Here is a 17,256-nt window from a genome sequence, read left to right on the forward strand (position 1 = left end):
GTCCCGGAGATAATTATACCTCCAGCCTGCCACGCATACGGAAAAACGGGAGAAAATAACAGAATACGTTATTTTCAAAAATCGTGTCGACGGGGCTTCGCCCCGTACCCCATTCAGCTTTTGGGCTTGCGCTTATGCCGCCAGCTGGTGCAGGCGGGAAAGCTCCGGGGGCTGCGGCCCCCGGTCCCCCATTAGGGGTGGAAAAGGAGTCGCGCGCCGACGCTCGAGTTCGTGCCCGACGAGGTGCTGCTCGCGTTGAAGTAGAAAAGGCCGGCATCGCCGCCAAGGCTCCAGCCGCCACCCACAAAGAGGACACGCCAGCCAGAGCTGTAGTAGGCGTAGTCCGGAATATAGGTTGTTTCGCTTCCTCCGACCCCCGTGGGGAAGAACGCCCAGGGCATGGCAGCCGCTACGCCGATGGCCGTGATGTACCCATCGCTCTGTATCTTGGAGCCGATGTTCGTATAGTTGGTCGCGGTGTCATCTGCATAGCTCGCAGGGTTCAGGCAGACATATACCGTTCCGTCGGAGAAGTTGATCCCGTCGATAAACTCGAAGACATTGCCGTAGGGATTCTCGATGTGCCGGTACTGGACGGCGGTCTTTCCGTTCGTCCCAGCTGCGCGTCCGGTATGGTAAGTCATGCTGTCCGTGCCGCCGGAAGAAATGGCAGAGCTGTTGCCGTCGACATAGCCGCGCCCGATTTTGCTCTGGCTGTCCCAGTCGGAAAACTCCACCAAATAGAGCAGCCAGACCGCGCACCAAGACGCGAAGTCATACTCGCTCCACTTACTACCCTTTCCTCTGGCACCAGAACGAGCCGATGCGCGGGTCAGGTTGACCATCGGCGCAGCGCCGGTCTTGGAATAATGGCCGGAGATCGTGTTGTAGCGGCCGACATACTTGCCGGAGCCGGGGTGCTTGGTGAAGCCGCTCTTGGCCTTATCCGCGATGTAGAAGTACCGTTTCTTGTTGGCGGCATCGTCGATAATACGGAAGTAATACTCGGGGATGAAGACGACGGTATCGTAGCTGCTTCGAGAGAAGCCGCTCTGCCCCTTCTTGTAGCTTACGGCATTGTTGATGATGTTGTACTCGTCCATGCCGCTCCACGGGAGATAGTTGTCGAAGGGAGAGCTGCCGGCGCCGGTACCGACCGCAGGCGCGGGATTCGTGGTGATGTCGACATTGACCAGTCCGTTCGGATCGGTGGCCTTCTTCAGCCGCGTCAGCGCCGTCGACTGCGCATTGTAATTCCAGCAAACGCCGAAGACCTTGACATAGGACAGCTCCAGCGTATAGCCGGTGTAGGAGCTGCAAGCTACGCTGCCGGTGGCCGTCTCGCCGTTCTTGGTGGCGGTGACGCTCCACGTGCCGGTGTTCGGCAGGTAGAACTTTGCCGTTCCGTTGCTGGTGGCCGTGAGCGTGGTGGAACCGTTGACCGCCTTGACCGTAGAGCCGCTGTCGATGGTGACGGTGAGGGTGCAGAACTTCACCGTTGCGGTGTAACTGCCGCCGGAGGTCGACACCGCCGCAGACGCCGTGGACGAGGATACCCCGCTCTTGGTGGCCGTCACGGAATAGGTGCCGGCATAGTTGACGGTCAGCGCACACTTGCCGTTGCTGCCGCAGGTGCCGGTATACTGCTTCGTGCCAAGCGTGGCGGTCACGACTGCGCCGGATTCCGCCGTTACGGTCAGCGTAGCCGCGAAGTAACTCAGCGTCACCGCGTACTGCTTGACCTGATCCACGACCACAGTCTCGGTGGCGGTGGTCTGCCCGTTCAGCGTGGCATACAGCGACCATGTACCGTAGCCAGGGAGATCAAAAACGCATTTACCGCCGACGCTGGTGCCAGTCAGCGTAGTCTCGCCGTTCGTACAGGTGATAGCCGATCCGGTGGCAACAGAGACCTCCAGCTGTGGAGCCACGCCGCCGCCCTTGGGCTTTTCCCATGTGTATACGCCGGTCTGATCGTTGGCTGCCGTGCAGTAGAAGGTCTGCATGGTGTCTGTGTTCAGATACGACTGGCCGACCGAGCCCTTCGTGCTGGAGGTCGGATCGGTCTTGCCGGTGAGTGGCTTACTTCCATCCAGCCCCTTGGAGAGCGTGTCGAGGTCGCCGGAAACGCCATCAAGGAAGGTGTCGAGCGATTCACCGTTATAGGTCAGATCGGCCGCGTCGCTGGCGCCGGACAGCTTCCACTGATACTTGCCGCTGCTGTCCTTGCCGCTGCAGACGTATTCCTTGCCCGTAGCGCTGTCATAGTAGTGCTGCCCTGCGGTACCCTCGGTCGTGGCTGTCGGCGCTCCTGAGCCTGTTGCAAGTGGATAACCGTAGTCCTTTCCGGCGACTGCCGCAGAGATATTCCCGTTCCCGTCGCCCAGCAGCAGACCCTTGACCATGATCTTGTCCTGCTTGGTCTTTACCGCCTCAGTGATGGCAGCGGACATATCGCTCTGTGTGACGCAGGCGCTGGTGTCGACCGTCACCGTCCATGTGCCGGTATTCGAGCAGGAGATCAGCGCGTAAAAGGTGTAGACGAAATCCGGCGATTCTGTCTTGCTGGGAATGGGAACGCCCTGCTCCAGCTGGAACAAGGCGATCATGGCGGACGCTCCTCCGTCCACGCTGGCAGATACGCGGAACTGATTCAGCGTATAGGCCGTATTCGGCGCAGCGATGCGGAGCTTCAGGCGAATGCCGGAAGATACCCTCTCGCCGCCCAGCAGGCTCGCGGTCTGCTTTTCATTGACGAGGGCGGTCTGTGCCATCATTGCCGCCGCCGCGACGGTGCCCTGCCCCGCAGCCGCGCTGTCGAAGTTCAGGGTCTTTTCATTCACCCACTCATTGAGCAGGCTGTTGCCGGCGTTGGTGATGACGCCGTTCCATGTTGCCATAGTAAAACACCTCCGTGTCAGTATCGAATGGCGGCCGCGCTGTCGACCAGCTCGCAGCCGATGCAGGCCGCGCCGAAATACTCTGTTGCCAGTCCTCCGGCGTCGTAGTATTCTACCTCGTCCAGCACCGAGCGCAGATTCTTGTAAAAGGCAACGCGGTCGATCACGCGCTGATGTCTGACGGGGTCGACATCCTCATAGGTGGCGTCGATCAGCAGCTTGAAGTGGTACGGCTTGCCGCCGTATTCCCACCATTCGCTGACCTGCGTATCGGGGTAGATGGCGGAGATCGCCAGCACGACCGCCGCCTTGGTGCCGAGCCTGCGGTGAACATTCCATGAGTCTTTCAGCGTCCGGCGCTTTTCCTCCAGGGTGTAGTTGGCGTCCCACCAGTCAACCTTGAAGTCGTTCGCCAGAATGTCCAGCAGCTCGTTCGGGAGCCGGTCGATCTGTGAGTAGATCGACACGCGCTCGATCTCGCCTACGCGGGCAGCCAGCACCTCGGCAACGGCAGAGGCAAGTGCTGCCATATTGTCGTCATTGGCAAGGACTGCCGGCAAGGAGGCCAGCAGGTTTTCCTTCGTGATGCCGTGCGCCTTATTCATCCTCATAGCCCCCATTCGTGGCCGTGATGGTCCCGACCGACGCAACCTGCGGCGTCGTGTCGTCGGAGCCATCCCGCAGCGTGGTAAAGACCGGGCTGGTCAGCGCCACGCGCTTGATGCCGGTCTGCATGAGCTTTCCGATCAGCACGGAGGGGTTGATGTCGCGCCCAAGCTTCCCGCACTGCCACGCGACGAACTCAGCCACGGCCTTGTCGACCGCAGCCTTGATCTCCGTGGAGCTGAGGGAGCTGTCCTTCGGCACATAGTAGGTGAAGGTGATATTGTAGCTCACTTTCTGCGGGTCCTTGACAGAGACCTTGTCTGTCAGCGGCCGCACCGTGTCATCGTTGCAGGCAGCGAGGACAGCATTCTTGATCTCCGTGGTAGCGATGGTGCCGTCGTCCATGAGGACATAGAGGTCCACCGCTCCGTCGCTGGGGCTGTTCGCCACCACGTCGGCGATCTTGGTGCTGACCTGCTTGGCAAAGTAGATATACCCGCCCTTGGCCCCGGCGCAGCTGTAAGCGTCCTGACTGGCGCGCATCAGCTCGTAGAACTCGTCGTCAGTGGCCTGGTCTGCGCCGTCATCGCTGGCGGTGAGGTTTTCGCAGCGCTCACAGTAGTCGAACAGGTCAACGAAGGTGTTGATCTGTCCTGCTGCGTAGCCGTTGCCGACCGCACCAACAGTCTGGCAGCGGATCTGCACATCGGCATAGGTCTCGCCGATGGACACATAGGCATCCGCGACCGTCTCCCATGTCAGCGTACCGCTGGCATCGGTGACGCGCGTACCGGCAGGAATGAGGATCGCCGTGGTCTGTGCCTCGGAGATATGGAAGCGCTCGGTGCAGACCGCAGCCTGCGCCGCCGGGCGCTGCGTGACATAGAACAGCTCAGCCAGCGCGTCCAGGTTTTCCCCTTCCGCGCGGCTTGGGATATTCTGATTGCCTGTGTAATTGTTCAGCCCGCGCTCCTGGATCACCACGGCGGCCACGAACTGGATAAACAGCTTTTCGGGGCTGGCGGGCTTCACGCTGACGCCGGTGATTTTTTCGTAAATGGAGATCAGCAGCGATTCCACCGCTTCGGTGTCGGTAGAAACAAACTGATATCCCGTATTTCTCTCACTCATTGATGATGTTCACCTCCACGGTAGGGATCAGCCTGCCCGGGGCGTTTCTGTCGGCCGCAAAGGTCACATTCACCACCTCGGCGCGGGGCTCATATTCTTCCACTGCCTCTTTGACCTCGGAATACATCATAGGCATAGCTACCGGCAGAGGCTTATCCACGAACTTCTGAGGAAGACCGAAGCCGCGATACAACGGACAGGTCCCCTGCCGCGTGGAAAGGATAATGGCGATATTCTGCAAGACAGAGCGGACGGTGTCAGTCTCGTTGAGCTGCACCGCGCCGATGTCAGATGCGGTCACCTTGTAGCTCATGGCAGCTTTACCCCCTCAGATACTCTTGCAGGCTGACGGACACGGTGGCGCTGGTGACGTTGCCGCGTCCGTCATAGGTTTTCATCTTCATCTTGTGATCAAGCACGGACCAGCGATATTTCCCGTAGCCCTTGTTGCCGATCACCAGCGGGACGGCGATGCCGCCGCGCTCATAGTTCCACAGCTTCACGACCTCGGCGATAGGATCAACGCCGAGGTAAGCGGAGAGAACGATGTCGAAGGTCATCTTGTCGGGGTCAAGGCCGGTGAACTCCGTAAGGGCGTGTGTGCCGTGCCGCTGATGGGTCGCGTACCGGGCAGACCCAGACCAGGTGACATTATTGATCGTTTCGATCGTGCGGTCAGACACCGTAAAAACGATGTCGCCCAGACAGCCGACCATTCCCATGCTCAAAAACCTCCTAACACAAAACCGTCCCCGTTGAATACCGGAAGGTATAGGCAGAGGACGCGGTCATTCACCTTCGGCATCCAGTAGGTCAGATGCGAGCCGGGCAGGTGGTCGTGGTCGGGGAATTCGCTGGCTGTGCCGCCGCCGGTGAAGGTGTCCGTGATCTCGTGCGTGTGCTTTGCGTCCGGCTTTATGTAGAAATTCGCTCCGTAGTGCTGGAGCACATAGAGCCAGTCCGAAATGATGCCTGTGTCCTTAAACTTGACACGAGCCCTGCGCTTTGCGCTGTCGACGGCCGTTACCGTGCCGGTCTGAACGAGCCTCGAAAGGATATTCTGCAGTTCGTCCATCAATATCCCTCCAATGTCTTGCGCAGCTTGACCTGCGTGGTATAGCCGGACGAGCCGACCGAGTGCGCAGCCTGCTCCACAATGTATTTCCCGTCCCACGCACCCCAGCCGGTGAGCTTGGCTGTGACGCCGGCCACGATATCTGGATTGCCGGGCAGCGTAAAGGTCGCGGTCTTTGCGTACTTGTTGTGCAGCCGGAGATATTTTTCAGCCTTGGTCTTGGCCTCGGCCACGCTTGCCACCTTCGCGGTGATCTCCAGCTGCTGGTTGTTCTTGGCCTTGTCGTTGTAGTCCTCTACCTTGACGGTGGCCTCGATGCACTTTCCTGTGCCGGGGTCTGTGTAGCTGACGCGGCAGGAAGCGTACTGCGTTCCGGCCGTTCCCGCGTTCAGCTTGTGCTTGGTGTAGCTGCCGCTGCCGCGGACGATGGTCAGCACGGGGGATTTCTTCTCGTAATCCTCCTGGTCGAAAAGTACGATCAGGTTATTGGTGGCTTTCAAAGAGATGCCCGCCTCGTGGCACAGCTTGGAGAGAAAGGCGATGTCGCTCTGCTTGTACTGCTCCACGCGGCCATAGGACGGGTCGCTGTTGGCGAGGAACATACAGGTCATTCCGTTGGCAGCGGCCATCTCGTTTGCGATGCCGGAAAGCGTGTAGGCCTCCCATGCCTTGGATTTCTCCGTCTGGCGGATCTGTGCGCTGTACGGAAGAGCCGTCGCCTTGATGGTGATGGTGTTCGGCGGGCCGGAGGCGTCAACGCTGTCCAGCTCAAACTGTCCGCAGTCCAGCACCTTATCCCTGCCGCCGCCCGTCCAGTTCTCCCGAACGAACACGGCGCTGATCTTGAAGCCGGCGCCGGAAGCAGAGGCAGGAGCGGCGGCAGAAGCATCGCCGCCCCCGCCGCCGGATTCCTTGATGTACGATGCGCTGACATAGGCGGTTTTGCCGTTATAGCTGACCTTCGCCCAGCCGTTTTCGATGCCCTCGACCTGCAGCTCCGCGCCGCAGACCAGAGCACCGTATTTACCGTAGCTGGTGCTGGGGCCAGAGCGGACATTCAAGCCGCTTTTGGCGGTGACCTTGTAGGACTTTGCCGCACCATCGGTCTTGGCCTTGGAGGACGCGGACAAGCTCCCTGCGGAGGCTGCTGCGTCGATGGCATCGGCCAGCCACTTTTTGAGCCATATATCATCGCGGTCCTGAAGCTTCAGCTGCAGATCGTCGGTGCCGTCCGCCTCCTTGTCGGTGTAGGTGGCCGACAGGAAATAGGGGCGCATACTGCCGGTGATGTCCGCGCCCTGGAAAAATATCTGCGCCGTGACGCGGCGCGCCTGATTCGGGTTGCTCATCCGACCACCTGCTTCCACGGGGGCAGGGCGTCGCCGACATCCTCAGCAGGGTCGGGCAGCTTCAGCACGATCCCGGCCGGAAAGGTGTAGTACCCGAGATACTGCGGATTGAGATTCATCAGCCGGTCGGTGTACGCTGCGCTCCCCAGCTGGGAGAAGGCGATGCTGTCCCACATATCGCCCTGAATGGTGGTGTAGGTCTTACTCATTTGTAGGCCCTCCTTGCGGTGTCGATGCCGGCCTCCTCCATGACTTCAAGGACGCGCTCGGTGAACTCGTCTCCGTACTCACGCAGAGCTTCCACCGTCTCGGGCGATGCGCCGCCGTTGATCTGAAACACGATCTGCAGCTCTACCGATCCGGCGCCGGAGCCTGCGCCCGGCTCTGCCGAAAGCGCGCCGTCGCCATGGATGGCGTGCAGTGCCTCCAGCAGCTGCGGGGCGAAGGTGATGGCCTGGATCTCCATGCTCTCGCGCATAGCGGCGGTCTCCTCGGCGGTCATGACCTGCTCGCCGCCGTTGAAGTAGACCAGCTCCGGGCCGTTTTCGCCGACGAGGGCAAAGCCGGGTGCGGCGGACTGTGTACCAACTGCGTAGCCGGGAATGCTGCCGGCCGTTCCGGTACCGGACGCGGACAGTGCGGCTCTGGCTGCGGCGGCGACGCGGTTGTAGGCAGCGGTCACCTGTGGCAGCATACCGACAGCTCCGTCGATAAAGCCCTGAATGGTGGCCTGCGCGCTTGCCTTGGCCTCGTCGCCAAGGTACATCGCTTCAATGTCCTCAGCAAGCGCCGTCTGCAGCTCGTCCATGGTGGCCGTGAAGTCGGTCTTGAGGTCGGCTACGCTCCCCGCTGCGTTCTGCTGCTCCTGCTGCAGAGTCTTCCAGTTGGCTACCATCGTGGCCAGCTGCTCGTCGGTGGCGCCTGCCATGCCGGCGATCGCGTTCACGCTGTCGGAGCTGCCGTCAGCAAAGGAGGCGATCATGTCGCTCAGCCCCTCAATGTCGGCGCTGCGGTCAGTCAGGGATTGCAGGTTGGCGTTGTAGTCCTGCCAGTAGGTGATCTGGCTCTCCAGTGCGGAATTGATGCTGCCTGCGCTGGTTGCAACGACCTTTGCGGCCTCGTCCCAAAGCTGATACTGTCCGGATATGCTTTCGTATGCCGCACTGTACGCCTCGTTGTAGGACTCCACAAGGGCGTTGATCTTTTCCTGCACGCCGGAGATGGCGGCCTGGAACTCGCTGGCCTGTGCAGCAGCCTCCTCGGACGCGCCAGTGCCTTCGTTCATGGAGGCGGTCAGATTCTTGACCGCCTCTTCCGCGAGGGCGATCTCCGCCTCAGCCTCGGAAACGGCGTCTGCGTCCTCCTCCATCGCCTTGTTGTAATTCTTGATGGACTTCTCAGCCGCCCATATCTCGTTGTTGGTATCGTAGATGGAGTTTTGCAGGTCGTAGTATTCCTGCGAGAGAAAAGCGGTCGCATCGGTGTAATAGCCGTACTGGTCGTAATAGGCATCCGCCTGCTTCTGCGCGTCTGCCCATAGCGCATCCATCTGCGCGTAGGTATCAGACAGCTTCTGCTGGGCGGCCTCCAGACTGTACTGCGCCTTGGTGAGTCCGATGCTGTTTTCTTCTGCCTCGATCAGCACGGCGGAATACTGGGAGTACAGCTCGGTGAGCTGATCCTGATAGGCCTGCTGCATGGCATTCTGCTTCCACGCCTCGGTGTTGGCGCGGAGCGCTTCGGTGCCACCATTGATGGTGTCGGTTTCGAGGTCGATATAATCGGCCAGCTCCGGTACCACCTGGCAGAGCAGAGCCAGGGTGTTGTGGTACTGCCTGTGCTGCTCGTCGGTATTGAGCCCCGCCGCCTCCAGCTCCTCCAGCTTGCCGATGTAGGTGTCTGCGACGCCTGCAGCGGCCATGGTGGAGGTAACAGTATCGTCATAGGTGGCCTTGGCCTCGTCCATCGCCTCCCGCATTCCTCGGGCGGCTTCGGTCAGCTCCTTCACACTGGGTACGGCGTCATTCGCCGCAGCGGTAGCAAGGGCTGCAACGACCGCAACCACGCCGGCCACGGCTGCAGTGACAGCAAGGATTGGGGCCAGGGCAACTCCAGTTGTGGCGGCAAACGCCGCAGATGCGATACTGGCCAGCTTCATTGCCGCTGTGTAGGCAGCCAGCGCGGCGACGACCGCGCCGATCACGCCTGCAAAGGCGGTGATGGCATTGACCAACGCCGGGTTCTTCTGAATGAACGCCGTAATGCTGTTGAGGACCTTCGTGCCGACACCGTAAGCCTCGCTGAGCGCGGGAGTATAGGCGTCGCCGATGGCTACCTTGAGGTTGTTGTAGGCGTTCTGCATCATGGTCAACCGGCTCTGCGCGGTGGCGTAGCGCTTGTTGGCCTCGTTGGTGAGGGCGGTATTCTGCTGCCAGGCGGTATTTGCAGTGTTCACCGCGCCGGTCATCTGGTCTGCGGCAAGACCCAGGGCTTTGAGCATATTGCTCTGCCGGATGCCGGTCAGACCCAGGTCTTCCAGTACGAGGACGGTGCTCTCGCCCTGCTCGTCCAGCTTGCCGAGCCCGCCGATGAAGGAAGTCAGGGCGCTCATGGCGTCGTTCTTCCACGCAGAAGAAAATTCTTCGGAGGACATACCCGCGATACGGGCGAACTCCGCGAGGTCGTCCCCACCCTTTGCAACGGCCTTTTCAATGGCGTTGAGCGTCTGGGTCATGGCGGTACCGCCCGCCTCGGCTTCGATGCCGACAGAGGACATCGCCGCCGCCAGAGCCATGATCTCCGGCTCGGTCAGTCCGGCCAGCTTACCCGCCGACGCCAGGCGCGTACCCATCGCCACGATCTCGGATTCCGTCGTGGCGAAGTTGTTGCCAAGGTCAACGATGACAGAGCCGAGCCGTCCGTAATTGTCCGTTGCCATGCCGGTAATGTTGGCGAAGCGCGCAAGGGCGGTTGCTGCCTCGTCAGCTGTCATGTTGGTGGCAGTGCCGAGCATGGTCATGATCTCGGTGAAGTCCAGCAGGGCGTCCTTTTGGATGCCGAGCTGTCCCGCGGCTTCGGCTACCGCTGCGATCTCCTCTGTGGTGGCGGGGATCTCCGTGGACAGCGCCTTGATGGAATCCGACATTGCCGCCAGTTCCTCGTCTGTGAGGTCTGTGGTCTTGGCGACGCCGGTAATGGCGCTCTCAAAGTCCATCGACGCCTGCGCGCAGCTGGCGAAGTATTCGTAGATCTCTTTCAGGGCGACGGCGATGCCTGCGGCCACGATGGCCTCGTGTACCTGATTAAAGGCCTGCCCCGCCTTGTCGCCGAAGGTCATAGCTTTATCGGCGGCCTCGCCCTGCTTCTTTTTCAGCGTGTCGATCTTGCCGGCAAGCTGCTCGGAGCTGTGGGAGAGGTCGTCGGTATTGACGCCCGCCTCTTCCAAAGCACCGCTCAGCTCGTTCAGCTTTGCCGTCTGCTTCTCCAGCGAGGCGGAGGTCTTGTCGATCTGAAGCTGCTTTGCCAGCAGCTTGTTCTTCATGTCGGCGGACTCGTTGCCGGTCTCCTCCATCTCCCGCTGGATATTGTCATATTGCTGCCGCAGCATTTCCAGCCGCTTCCGTGTCGCTTCCACGGCTGCCTGCTGCTTTTGGAATGCGGAAATATCCGCCTGTGTCTTGGAGAGGGCCTGGATTTCCTTCTGCATGGACACAATTTCCTGCTGAGCGGCCTTGAAAGTCTTGCTGTAACTGCCTCCAAGCTGCGCGTTCAGCTGGAATAGCATCTCATACTCTTTGCGGCCTGCCATAGACGGCCCTCCTTTCAGATTTATTTATTCTTGCGTCGCTCCCGCGCCTCCTTCACAAGCTGGTTGCTGACTCTGATCCACTTGCACAGGGACGGCAGGGGCAGCGATAGCCAGTAGGAAACGGGGGTCTGATTGGTTTTCGCCATCGTAAGACATTGCCTGCGGAGCCAGACGCCGCCGTCGCCGGTTACAGCTCCGATGCCAGCAAAAAAGAGCGGGCCTTGCCTCTGACGCGGTTGAACTCGAAGATGGGCAGGGCGCGCAGGGCGTCGTCGCCGATACGGCGGGGATGGCCGCTGGCGTCAATGATGGTGTTGGTGCAGGCTCGCGCCGCCATGCGCACCAGGAACTGGCCGGAGAAGGTAGGCGAGATGGTGGGCTTGCCGATGGCCTGAAGCTCGTCCTCGATGGCAAGAGCGTCATCGCCGGTCAGCCCCTCAAAGTCGAAGTTCAGCTCGTCAAAGGTCTGCCCCTCGTAGGTGAAGGGTCTTTTCAGCTTGAGGGTGTAGTTGCCTACGCTCTCCTTGGCCTGCGCCTCGGCGGCGGCGTACTCGTCGTGATCGACGGTGGAGAAAGCGTCAGCGGGAACAACGGTCTTGTTGATATCAGCCATGGTGATAACTCCTTTCAAATCTCAAAAAGATGCCCGGAGCGGATGTCCCGCCCCGGGCTTTTGTCAGGTCTCTTACATGCCGAGCGCCTTGCGGACGTCGGCCAGGTAGTCGGTGCCGTTGACATAGCAGATGAAGTTGAGCTGGTCGACCTCACGCACCTTCTTGCCGTCAATGTAGGTCGCCCAGTAGCGGACGGCGTACTCGCCGGAGCCGTTGGAGGGCGCGGCGGGGGCAACGGAGCCGCCCTTGTCACTCTTGGGAATGACCACAAGAATGTGCTTGACGGCGCGGACGACCACCTTGCCTGCCACGACATCTTCGTCCTGCTGCGCAACGCGCAGGTCGATGGTGTGACGGCGAGGCTCGGAGAGCTTCACGCTCTGATCGGTGACGGTGCGGAAGTTAAGGCCCAGCGTCATAGCGTCGAAGTGGCCGAGAATGACCGCCTCCACATTGCCTGCGATGCCGGCGCCAGAGATGGACTGCGTCAGCGCGGTCAGGTCAGGCAGGGTCGCCTGTGCCATACCGACATATTCAACAGAGTCCTCGTAGACCTTGAAGTTGATAATGCTCTGATCCATGATTCAAACCTCCTTTTAGCCCTGCAGGGCGCTGGTGACATAGCTGGCGTCATACTCCAGCACGAAGTCGATCTCCTGAGCAGGAGAGGGCGGCGTCATGTAGACATGGAGCTTGATGATGCCGGCCATGAGGTTGGTCAGCGGGTTTTCGTTCTCAAGCATCTCCACGCGAGCGCCCAGAAGGTAGCCCATACCCACCAGACCGTTGAGCCAGATGTTGGCGGAATCGAGAACGGTGTCGATCAGGCGGCGGGTCATAGGCTTGTCCAGCTTGCTCCAGAAGGTCTTGACGAGGGAGTTGCCGACCCAGCCGAACATACGGCTGACCGGGATAAAGTAGTCCTTGACATCGGTGTTGGAGGGATAGCAGGCGGTGTAGTTGCCCCACGCCACCCAGCCGCTCATGAAGTTCAGCGCGGTATCCACGCCGACGCCGTTGAGGTAGTTGGCCTGCGCAAGCGTCAGGTTGACCTCGGTGCCGTCCTCCAGGCAGAGGCCGTCGCACTGCAGCCCCTTATTGGAGGGAGACTCGTAGGGGCAGCCGCCGTTGCCGGTGTCGATCTGCGCCATCAGCCCCGCCATCTGGGTAGACAGGTGGAACTTATAATCGCCCAGCTTCACCATCGGCCAGAAGGCAATCTCGTCCTCGTCGGCGATGTTGGCGGCGTTCTTCTTGGTAAGAACATCGGAATAGGCACGCGCGCCGGAAGCACCGCAGTCGATGTCGATCAGCGCCTTGGCGCGGAACAGGCCGTTGATGTTGCCTGCCTTGGCGGTCATTGCAGCGGCCACGGTAGACTGCTGAGAATAGCCGGGGGCGCACAGCAGATCGGGGACGATGCCCAGCAGGGTCAGGCACAGCTCCACATTCTCCATCGCGGAGGCGATGTCAGATGCGGTGACGGTGGATGCCTTGACCTTGTTGTAGGCGATGTTTACCTGCTCGGCATCATAGGCGCTGCCGGTAGACAGCAGCTCCACCACCAGATGCTCGCCGCTGTAATAGGCGTTATAGTCGGTGCCGGACACATAGGCAGAGCCGGTACCGCCGGCAGGCTTGATGACCAGAGCGGAATCGTTGATGGCCGCGATGGGAAGCTTTACCTTGTGCTCCGTCACCGCAACATCAGCCGCGGCAGACGCCTCCTTTGCGGTGGCGATATCCAGAACATTGCAGAAAATGACAGGCTGGCAGGCGAACAGCTTGAAGTGCGAATACATGAATTCGCAGAGCGTGTAGGTTGCCCAGTCGTCGGAGTAGCCCAGCTTCTCCACCGCCTCAGACCAGCTGGTGCAGAGAACAGGGGTGCCGGGGGCAGCAGGCTTATCCGCCGCCTGAACAGGAGCCAGACCGACCACGAAGGGGACGCCGGACTCCGCCACGACAGGGGTGCTGACGCTGGTAGCCTGCTGAGAGACATATACGCCGTGGTTCATTGAAATTTCCTCCTTACTTCATGCCCTTGGCCAGCTTGTGATAATTCACATACAGCAGGTTCCCAGGCGTTTTGACTTTGATGCGGTCGGCGGGGAGCGTTTCATCGCTCACCACCAGCGACGCGATCAGCGGGTGCTGCTCGATCACCGGGGCAAGGGAGTCAAGGACTTCCTTCCGGCCGCCGTGATAGATGGTACCGCGCTGGATCACGCCCATCATGGTCGGACCGAGATAGACGCAGAAGCCGCCGGTGTCGGCGACCTTCTTCGGCGCGGCAGGCTTTTTCTTTGCCGTCTTTGGTGCGGCGGTCTGAGCCGCCGTGTCGATGATTTTTTCGCTCATAGGTTAACCTCTCTTTCCACAGGGGGAAGCTTCCATGTGGAGATCATTTCCCCCACGAAATAGGGGGCGGTGTCATCGGGATAGACCAGCGTTTCAAGCCCCGCCTCCAGGTCAAGGGTAAACTGCCCCCCGATCACGACCTGCCTGAGCATCGCAATGCGCAGCCGTTCCATGAGATTCAGCAGCATCAGCCCGCCCTCCTGCTCGTCATCGTTATAGACACAGCAGATAGACCGGACCTTGGCGCTGGAGGTCACACGCTGTCCTTGCGGCTGTTGATCCATGCCGGTAATGACCTGGTGCAGCACATAGGGAGCCTTCTTGGTGGCAGAAGTGCCGTCCGGCAGGCGCATCAGGTAGACCTTTGCAGGGCGGAAGATCTGCTCCGTGTCGCCCTTCTGCAAACGGGTCGGCATGATCAGGTCGGCGGTGACCTCCTCGGTAAAGGCCCGCAGGCGTTTCAGCAGAATGGTTCTTGTCATAAATCAGCCTCCCCATCCGTTCAGCACGCGCAGGATTTCATGCTCAACGCGCTTTTCGTAGGTGTCGCGGATCGTTTCGTCCATCTTCTCGATGACTTCTTCGTTCCGCATCATGTGTCCGGTAGACGGACCAAACTTCTGCTCCACAGGAAAGCGCGGAGAGCCGACGCGCTCGAAAACGGCAGTCGGGCCGAAAATGCGGGCCACGAATGCGTGTTGAAGCGTCGCGGCTCCGCCGTTGCGCTTTACCTGTGTCTGCACGGTGCCGTCCCGGCTGTATGTGGTGTTGAAGGTCAGCAGCGGGAGCACGGTGCCGGAGAAACTGATGCTCATACCCATCACGCCTCCCGCACCGCCTGTGATGTGGGTCTTGGAGTGAACTCTCCGCATGAATTCACCCTTGTTGATGGTGTACTCGGCGGCGGCGAACTGTCCGGCGCGGGTCTTGGCTGTATCTCCGGCGCGCCTCAACGCGGAGAACGCCGCTTTGTAAACGCCGCCGGGGATATTGTGCAGCAGCTTGTTCACGCGCTCCAGGCTGTCGCCGCCGACCTCGTTGACGCGGATAAAGCTCATTCGTCCACCGCCTCCAATTCCACGCGCAGCATACCCATCTCACAGACCGAGGACGCGACATAGAACTCCCGGAAGAAGCCTCCGCCGCCCTCCTGGTCGTTGATCCTGATACGCTGCCCCCGCTCCGGCTGCACCCCGCCGAGATCGGACAGGGCGCAGTGGAGAACGGAGGAAACGATGTAAAGCCCCTGGGCATGGTCGCTCATCAGCTGGCGGCGGTCCTTCTCCTTCAGACCGGAGAGGACGATGGGAATATCCTCGTAGGTCGCCCCGTCATACTTGACGGTGCGCTTTTCCGCGAACTCGTCGCAGTTGAGGAACACGCCGAAGTTGTCGCGGGCGACCATATCCTTGAAGCCGCTCATACCACAGGCACCTCCGGTGTCAGCACAGGGGGCGCTTCGCCGTCGTCCACGCCGTCGTCGTCCTCGGCGATCGCGTCCTCCAGCGGAACATCCGTAATGGCGGCGATCAGCTGCGCCTTGGTCTTGAGCTTAGCGGTGTCGATGCCCATCTCCTTGGCCAGCTCCGTGAGCTTGGCGTTGGTCAGCGTTTTGAGCTGCTCGGGGTCAAGATGGGCGCTTTCCGCGCCCTCTGCGCCCTCGCCGCTGTTAGATGGGTCAGCGCCAGCCCCGCCGCCGTCCTCGCCCGCAGGGGGCGTTGCAACGGCGGGAGCGGGCGTTTTCTCGGCGGGGCGGGCGACACACAGGGCAAAAAGGCGCTGTGCCTCCTCTTCGGAGACCTCACAGATACCGCCGCGGTCGATGGGAATGGGGTGCTTCGAGCCCTCCGGCCTGTAGCCGTATGTGCCGCAGATGATCTCAATTTTCATCATAGCAGTCTCCTTTCCGCGCCGGGTCAGGACACCACTTCCGCCGCGTAGATGTACGGGCAGTAGTTGTGGGGAGCAGCCAGCGGACGCGCGCCCAGACGCAGCTTGCGGATGTCCGCCTCCTGGTTCAGAGAGAACTTCGGAACGCGGGCCGCGGCATGACTGGCAAAGGCGGTGGAGCCGTAGTCGATCTGGGTGATCTGGCCGTACATCAGATGGCCGCAGCCGGGGGCGGTGACCATCGCAGAGGTGGCGGGGAAATACTTCTTCTCGGTACCGTTGTTGTCGACATAGCTCTCATCCACAGAGAACAGGTTCAGCACGAAGCCTCCGAAGTTGAGAGGGCCCATATAGACAACGCCATCATAACTCGTGAGTTTGGGGTCGATGGTGCCAGTAATAATGCCACTATTGCGATCCAGGCGGGTCTTTACATCTTCGATGCTGTAAATCGCGTCGGCCGTGTCGGAGCCGAGAACGAGGTCAGCTGCGCGCAGGCCGCGCTTGGAGAGCTTGCGGCACATGGCCTTCACATCGCCGAAGAAGTCGCCGCCCGTGGCGTTCCACTTGGTGGCCACGGTATAGGTGTGGTCGCTGGCGTCATCGAAGAACTTGACATACAGCTTCTCACCCTCGGTCTTGTCGTCGATGTAGGTCTGCATGGTGCAGGCGTTGTTGATCATGGTCTGAGCGCACATCCACTCCTCGCGGCGCACGATTCGGCGGTCCATGTCGGTCAGATCGTCCAGCTGCAGACGCGCCGCGCGCTGGGCAGGGGTGCTGTTGGCGTAGATCGCCTCGCCGAAGCCGCGCTTGGTCAGGTCATCCAGCGTCAGCAGACGGGACGGCGCGATGAAAGCAGGCTGGTACTCATGGATGGCATAGCCGATGCGGTCCATGGGGATGTCACCGGCGCGGGCGGAGACGAACGCCGCCATCTTACGGTCGCCCTTGCGGTACTCGGTCAGCACCTTGTCGCAGGCGAAGATGTCGCGCTCCCCGGTGGGGAAGTAGCGGTCGCGGAAAAAGGTCTGCTGAGGAACGATCTCCTCGGTGATCGCCATCAGCACATAGGTATCGAAGAAATTCAGTTCAGCCATTGTTGATTCCCTCCTTAGTTGGCAGCGGCGGCAGCCTTAAAGACGATGCCGCGCATACGCAGGTTGTCCTTATCACCCTCGGTGATGGTGTAGCTGGCCGAGACCGTCACCTTGCCGATGTCGAAGCAGCCGGCGGTGTAGACAGCTACCTTCTCGTCGGCGGCGGTGCCGACCTCGATGTCGTCGCACAGAATGCAATCGGGGGTCAGCGTTTCGTTGCTGACAGCCGCAGTACCCAGCACCACCAGCTTGCCGTCGCCGGCCGTGCCGGAGGACTTGGCGAGAATGGTGCCGCGCTTGAGCGTGGCCGCAGCGGACAGCTTGCGGATAACGCCGCCGCGCACTTCGGGCGCGGGCTTGATGTCGGTGATCAGACCGTCAAAGGTCATCTCGCCGAGCTTTTCACTCAGATTGATCATGTT

19 protein-coding genes are annotated in these 17,256 nt (G+C 60.7%); all 19 read right to left on the reverse strand.

What is annotated here, in order from left to right:
• Positions 1-191: 191 nt before the first annotated feature.
• The 19 genes from DW088_RS00265 to DW088_RS00355 all read right to left on the reverse strand — a co-directional run bounded on the left by DW088_RS00265 (position 192) and on the right by DW088_RS00355 (position 17,253).
• Positions 192-2,900 (reverse strand): hypothetical protein, encoded by a 2,709-nt coding sequence (locus DW088_RS00265; protein WP_118358562.1) that lies wholly within the window; start codon positions 2,898-2,900, stop codon positions 192-194.
• Positions 2,901-2,917: 17 nt separating this feature from the next.
• Positions 2,918-3,505, reverse strand: a complete 588-nt coding sequence (locus DW088_RS00270) for a phage tail protein I (RefSeq protein WP_158574560.1) — start codon at positions 3,503-3,505, stop codon at positions 2,918-2,920.
• On the reverse strand, positions 3,498-4,637 hold the full coding sequence (locus DW088_RS00275; protein WP_118358566.1) for a baseplate J/gp47 family protein: 1,140 nt from the start codon (positions 4,635-4,637) through the stop codon (positions 3,498-3,500). The genes DW088_RS00270 and DW088_RS00275 overlap by 8 nt, the downstream gene beginning before the upstream one ends.
• Positions 4,630-4,950: a GPW/gp25 family protein gene (locus tag DW088_RS00280; RefSeq protein WP_118358568.1), complete on the reverse strand. Its 321-nt coding sequence runs from the start codon at positions 4,948-4,950 to the stop codon at positions 4,630-4,632. The genes DW088_RS00275 and DW088_RS00280 overlap by 8 nt, the downstream gene beginning before the upstream one ends.
• A 7-nt stretch (positions 4,951-4,957) precedes the next feature.
• Complete coding sequence (locus tag DW088_RS00285; RefSeq protein ID WP_118358570.1) at positions 4,958-5,359, reverse strand: phage tail protein; 402 nt, start codon at positions 5,357-5,359, stop codon at positions 4,958-4,960.
• Between the two features lie 2 nt (positions 5,360-5,361).
• On the reverse strand, positions 5,362-5,712 hold the full coding sequence (locus DW088_RS15980) for a hypothetical protein (RefSeq protein WP_186963005.1): 351 nt from the start codon (positions 5,710-5,712) through the stop codon (positions 5,362-5,364).
• On the reverse strand, positions 5,712-7,061 hold the full coding sequence (locus DW088_RS00295) for an SH3 domain-containing protein (protein ID WP_118358572.1): 1,350 nt from the start codon (positions 7,059-7,061) through the stop codon (positions 5,712-5,714). The genes DW088_RS15980 and DW088_RS00295 overlap by 1 nt, the downstream gene beginning before the upstream one ends.
• Positions 7,058-7,270 (reverse strand): tail protein X, encoded by a 213-nt coding sequence (locus DW088_RS00300; protein ID WP_118358574.1) that lies wholly within the window; start codon positions 7,268-7,270, stop codon positions 7,058-7,060. The genes DW088_RS00295 and DW088_RS00300 overlap by 4 nt, the downstream gene beginning before the upstream one ends.
• Positions 7,267-10,869 (reverse strand): phage tail tape measure protein, encoded by a 3,603-nt coding sequence (locus DW088_RS00305; RefSeq protein ID WP_118358576.1) that lies wholly within the window; start codon positions 10,867-10,869, stop codon positions 7,267-7,269. The genes DW088_RS00300 and DW088_RS00305 overlap by 4 nt, the downstream gene beginning before the upstream one ends.
• A 187-nt stretch (positions 10,870-11,056) precedes the next feature.
• A complete protein-coding gene (locus tag DW088_RS00310) occupies positions 11,057-11,482 on the reverse strand; it encodes a hypothetical protein (protein WP_118358578.1) in 426 nt (141 codons plus the stop codon).
• 72 nt (positions 11,483-11,554) lie between these two features.
• Entirely contained in the window at positions 11,555-12,064 is a 510-nt protein-coding gene (locus DW088_RS00315) for a phage major tail tube protein (protein ID WP_118358580.1), read from the reverse strand.
• Between the two features lie 15 nt (positions 12,065-12,079).
• Positions 12,080-13,501 carry a phage tail sheath family protein gene (locus tag DW088_RS00320; RefSeq protein WP_118358582.1) on the reverse strand — a complete coding sequence of 474 codons (1,422 nt, stop codon included), beginning with the start codon at positions 13,499-13,501 and terminating at the stop codon, positions 12,080-12,082.
• A gap of 13 nt (positions 13,502-13,514) precedes the next feature.
• Entirely contained in the window at positions 13,515-13,844 is a 330-nt protein-coding gene (locus tag DW088_RS00325) for a hypothetical protein (protein WP_118358584.1), read from the reverse strand.
• Positions 13,841-14,326, reverse strand: a complete 486-nt coding sequence (locus tag DW088_RS00330; protein ID WP_118358586.1) for a hypothetical protein — start codon at positions 14,324-14,326, stop codon at positions 13,841-13,843. The genes DW088_RS00325 and DW088_RS00330 overlap by 4 nt, the downstream gene beginning before the upstream one ends.
• Before the next feature lie 3 nt (positions 14,327-14,329).
• The gene (locus tag DW088_RS00335) at positions 14,330-14,902 is read right to left on the reverse strand and encodes a hypothetical protein (RefSeq protein ID WP_118358588.1); all 573 of its coding nucleotides are present in this window, start codon (positions 14,900-14,902) and stop codon (positions 14,330-14,332) included.
• Complete coding sequence (locus tag DW088_RS00340; protein ID WP_118358590.1) at positions 14,899-15,267, reverse strand: hypothetical protein; 369 nt, start codon at positions 15,265-15,267, stop codon at positions 14,899-14,901. The genes DW088_RS00335 and DW088_RS00340 overlap by 4 nt, the downstream gene beginning before the upstream one ends.
• Positions 15,264-15,737 carry a hypothetical protein gene (locus DW088_RS00345; RefSeq protein WP_147356517.1) on the reverse strand — a complete coding sequence of 158 codons (474 nt, stop codon included), beginning with the start codon at positions 15,735-15,737 and terminating at the stop codon, positions 15,264-15,266. The genes DW088_RS00340 and DW088_RS00345 overlap by 4 nt, the downstream gene beginning before the upstream one ends.
• A 23-nt stretch (positions 15,738-15,760) precedes the next feature.
• On the reverse strand, positions 15,761-16,834 hold the full coding sequence (locus DW088_RS00350; RefSeq protein ID WP_118358594.1) for a major capsid protein: 1,074 nt from the start codon (positions 16,832-16,834) through the stop codon (positions 15,761-15,763).
• Between the two features lie 14 nt (positions 16,835-16,848).
• Positions 16,849-17,253, reverse strand: a complete 405-nt coding sequence (locus DW088_RS00355) for a head decoration protein (RefSeq protein WP_118358596.1) — start codon at positions 17,251-17,253, stop codon at positions 16,849-16,851.
• Positions 17,254-17,256: the final 3 nt, after the last annotated feature.

This window comes from Butyricicoccus sp. AM05-1 (assembly GCF_003474415.1).
GTDB classification, from domain to species: domain Bacteria; phylum Bacillota; class Clostridia; order Oscillospirales; family Butyricicoccaceae; genus Agathobaculum; species Agathobaculum butyriciproducens.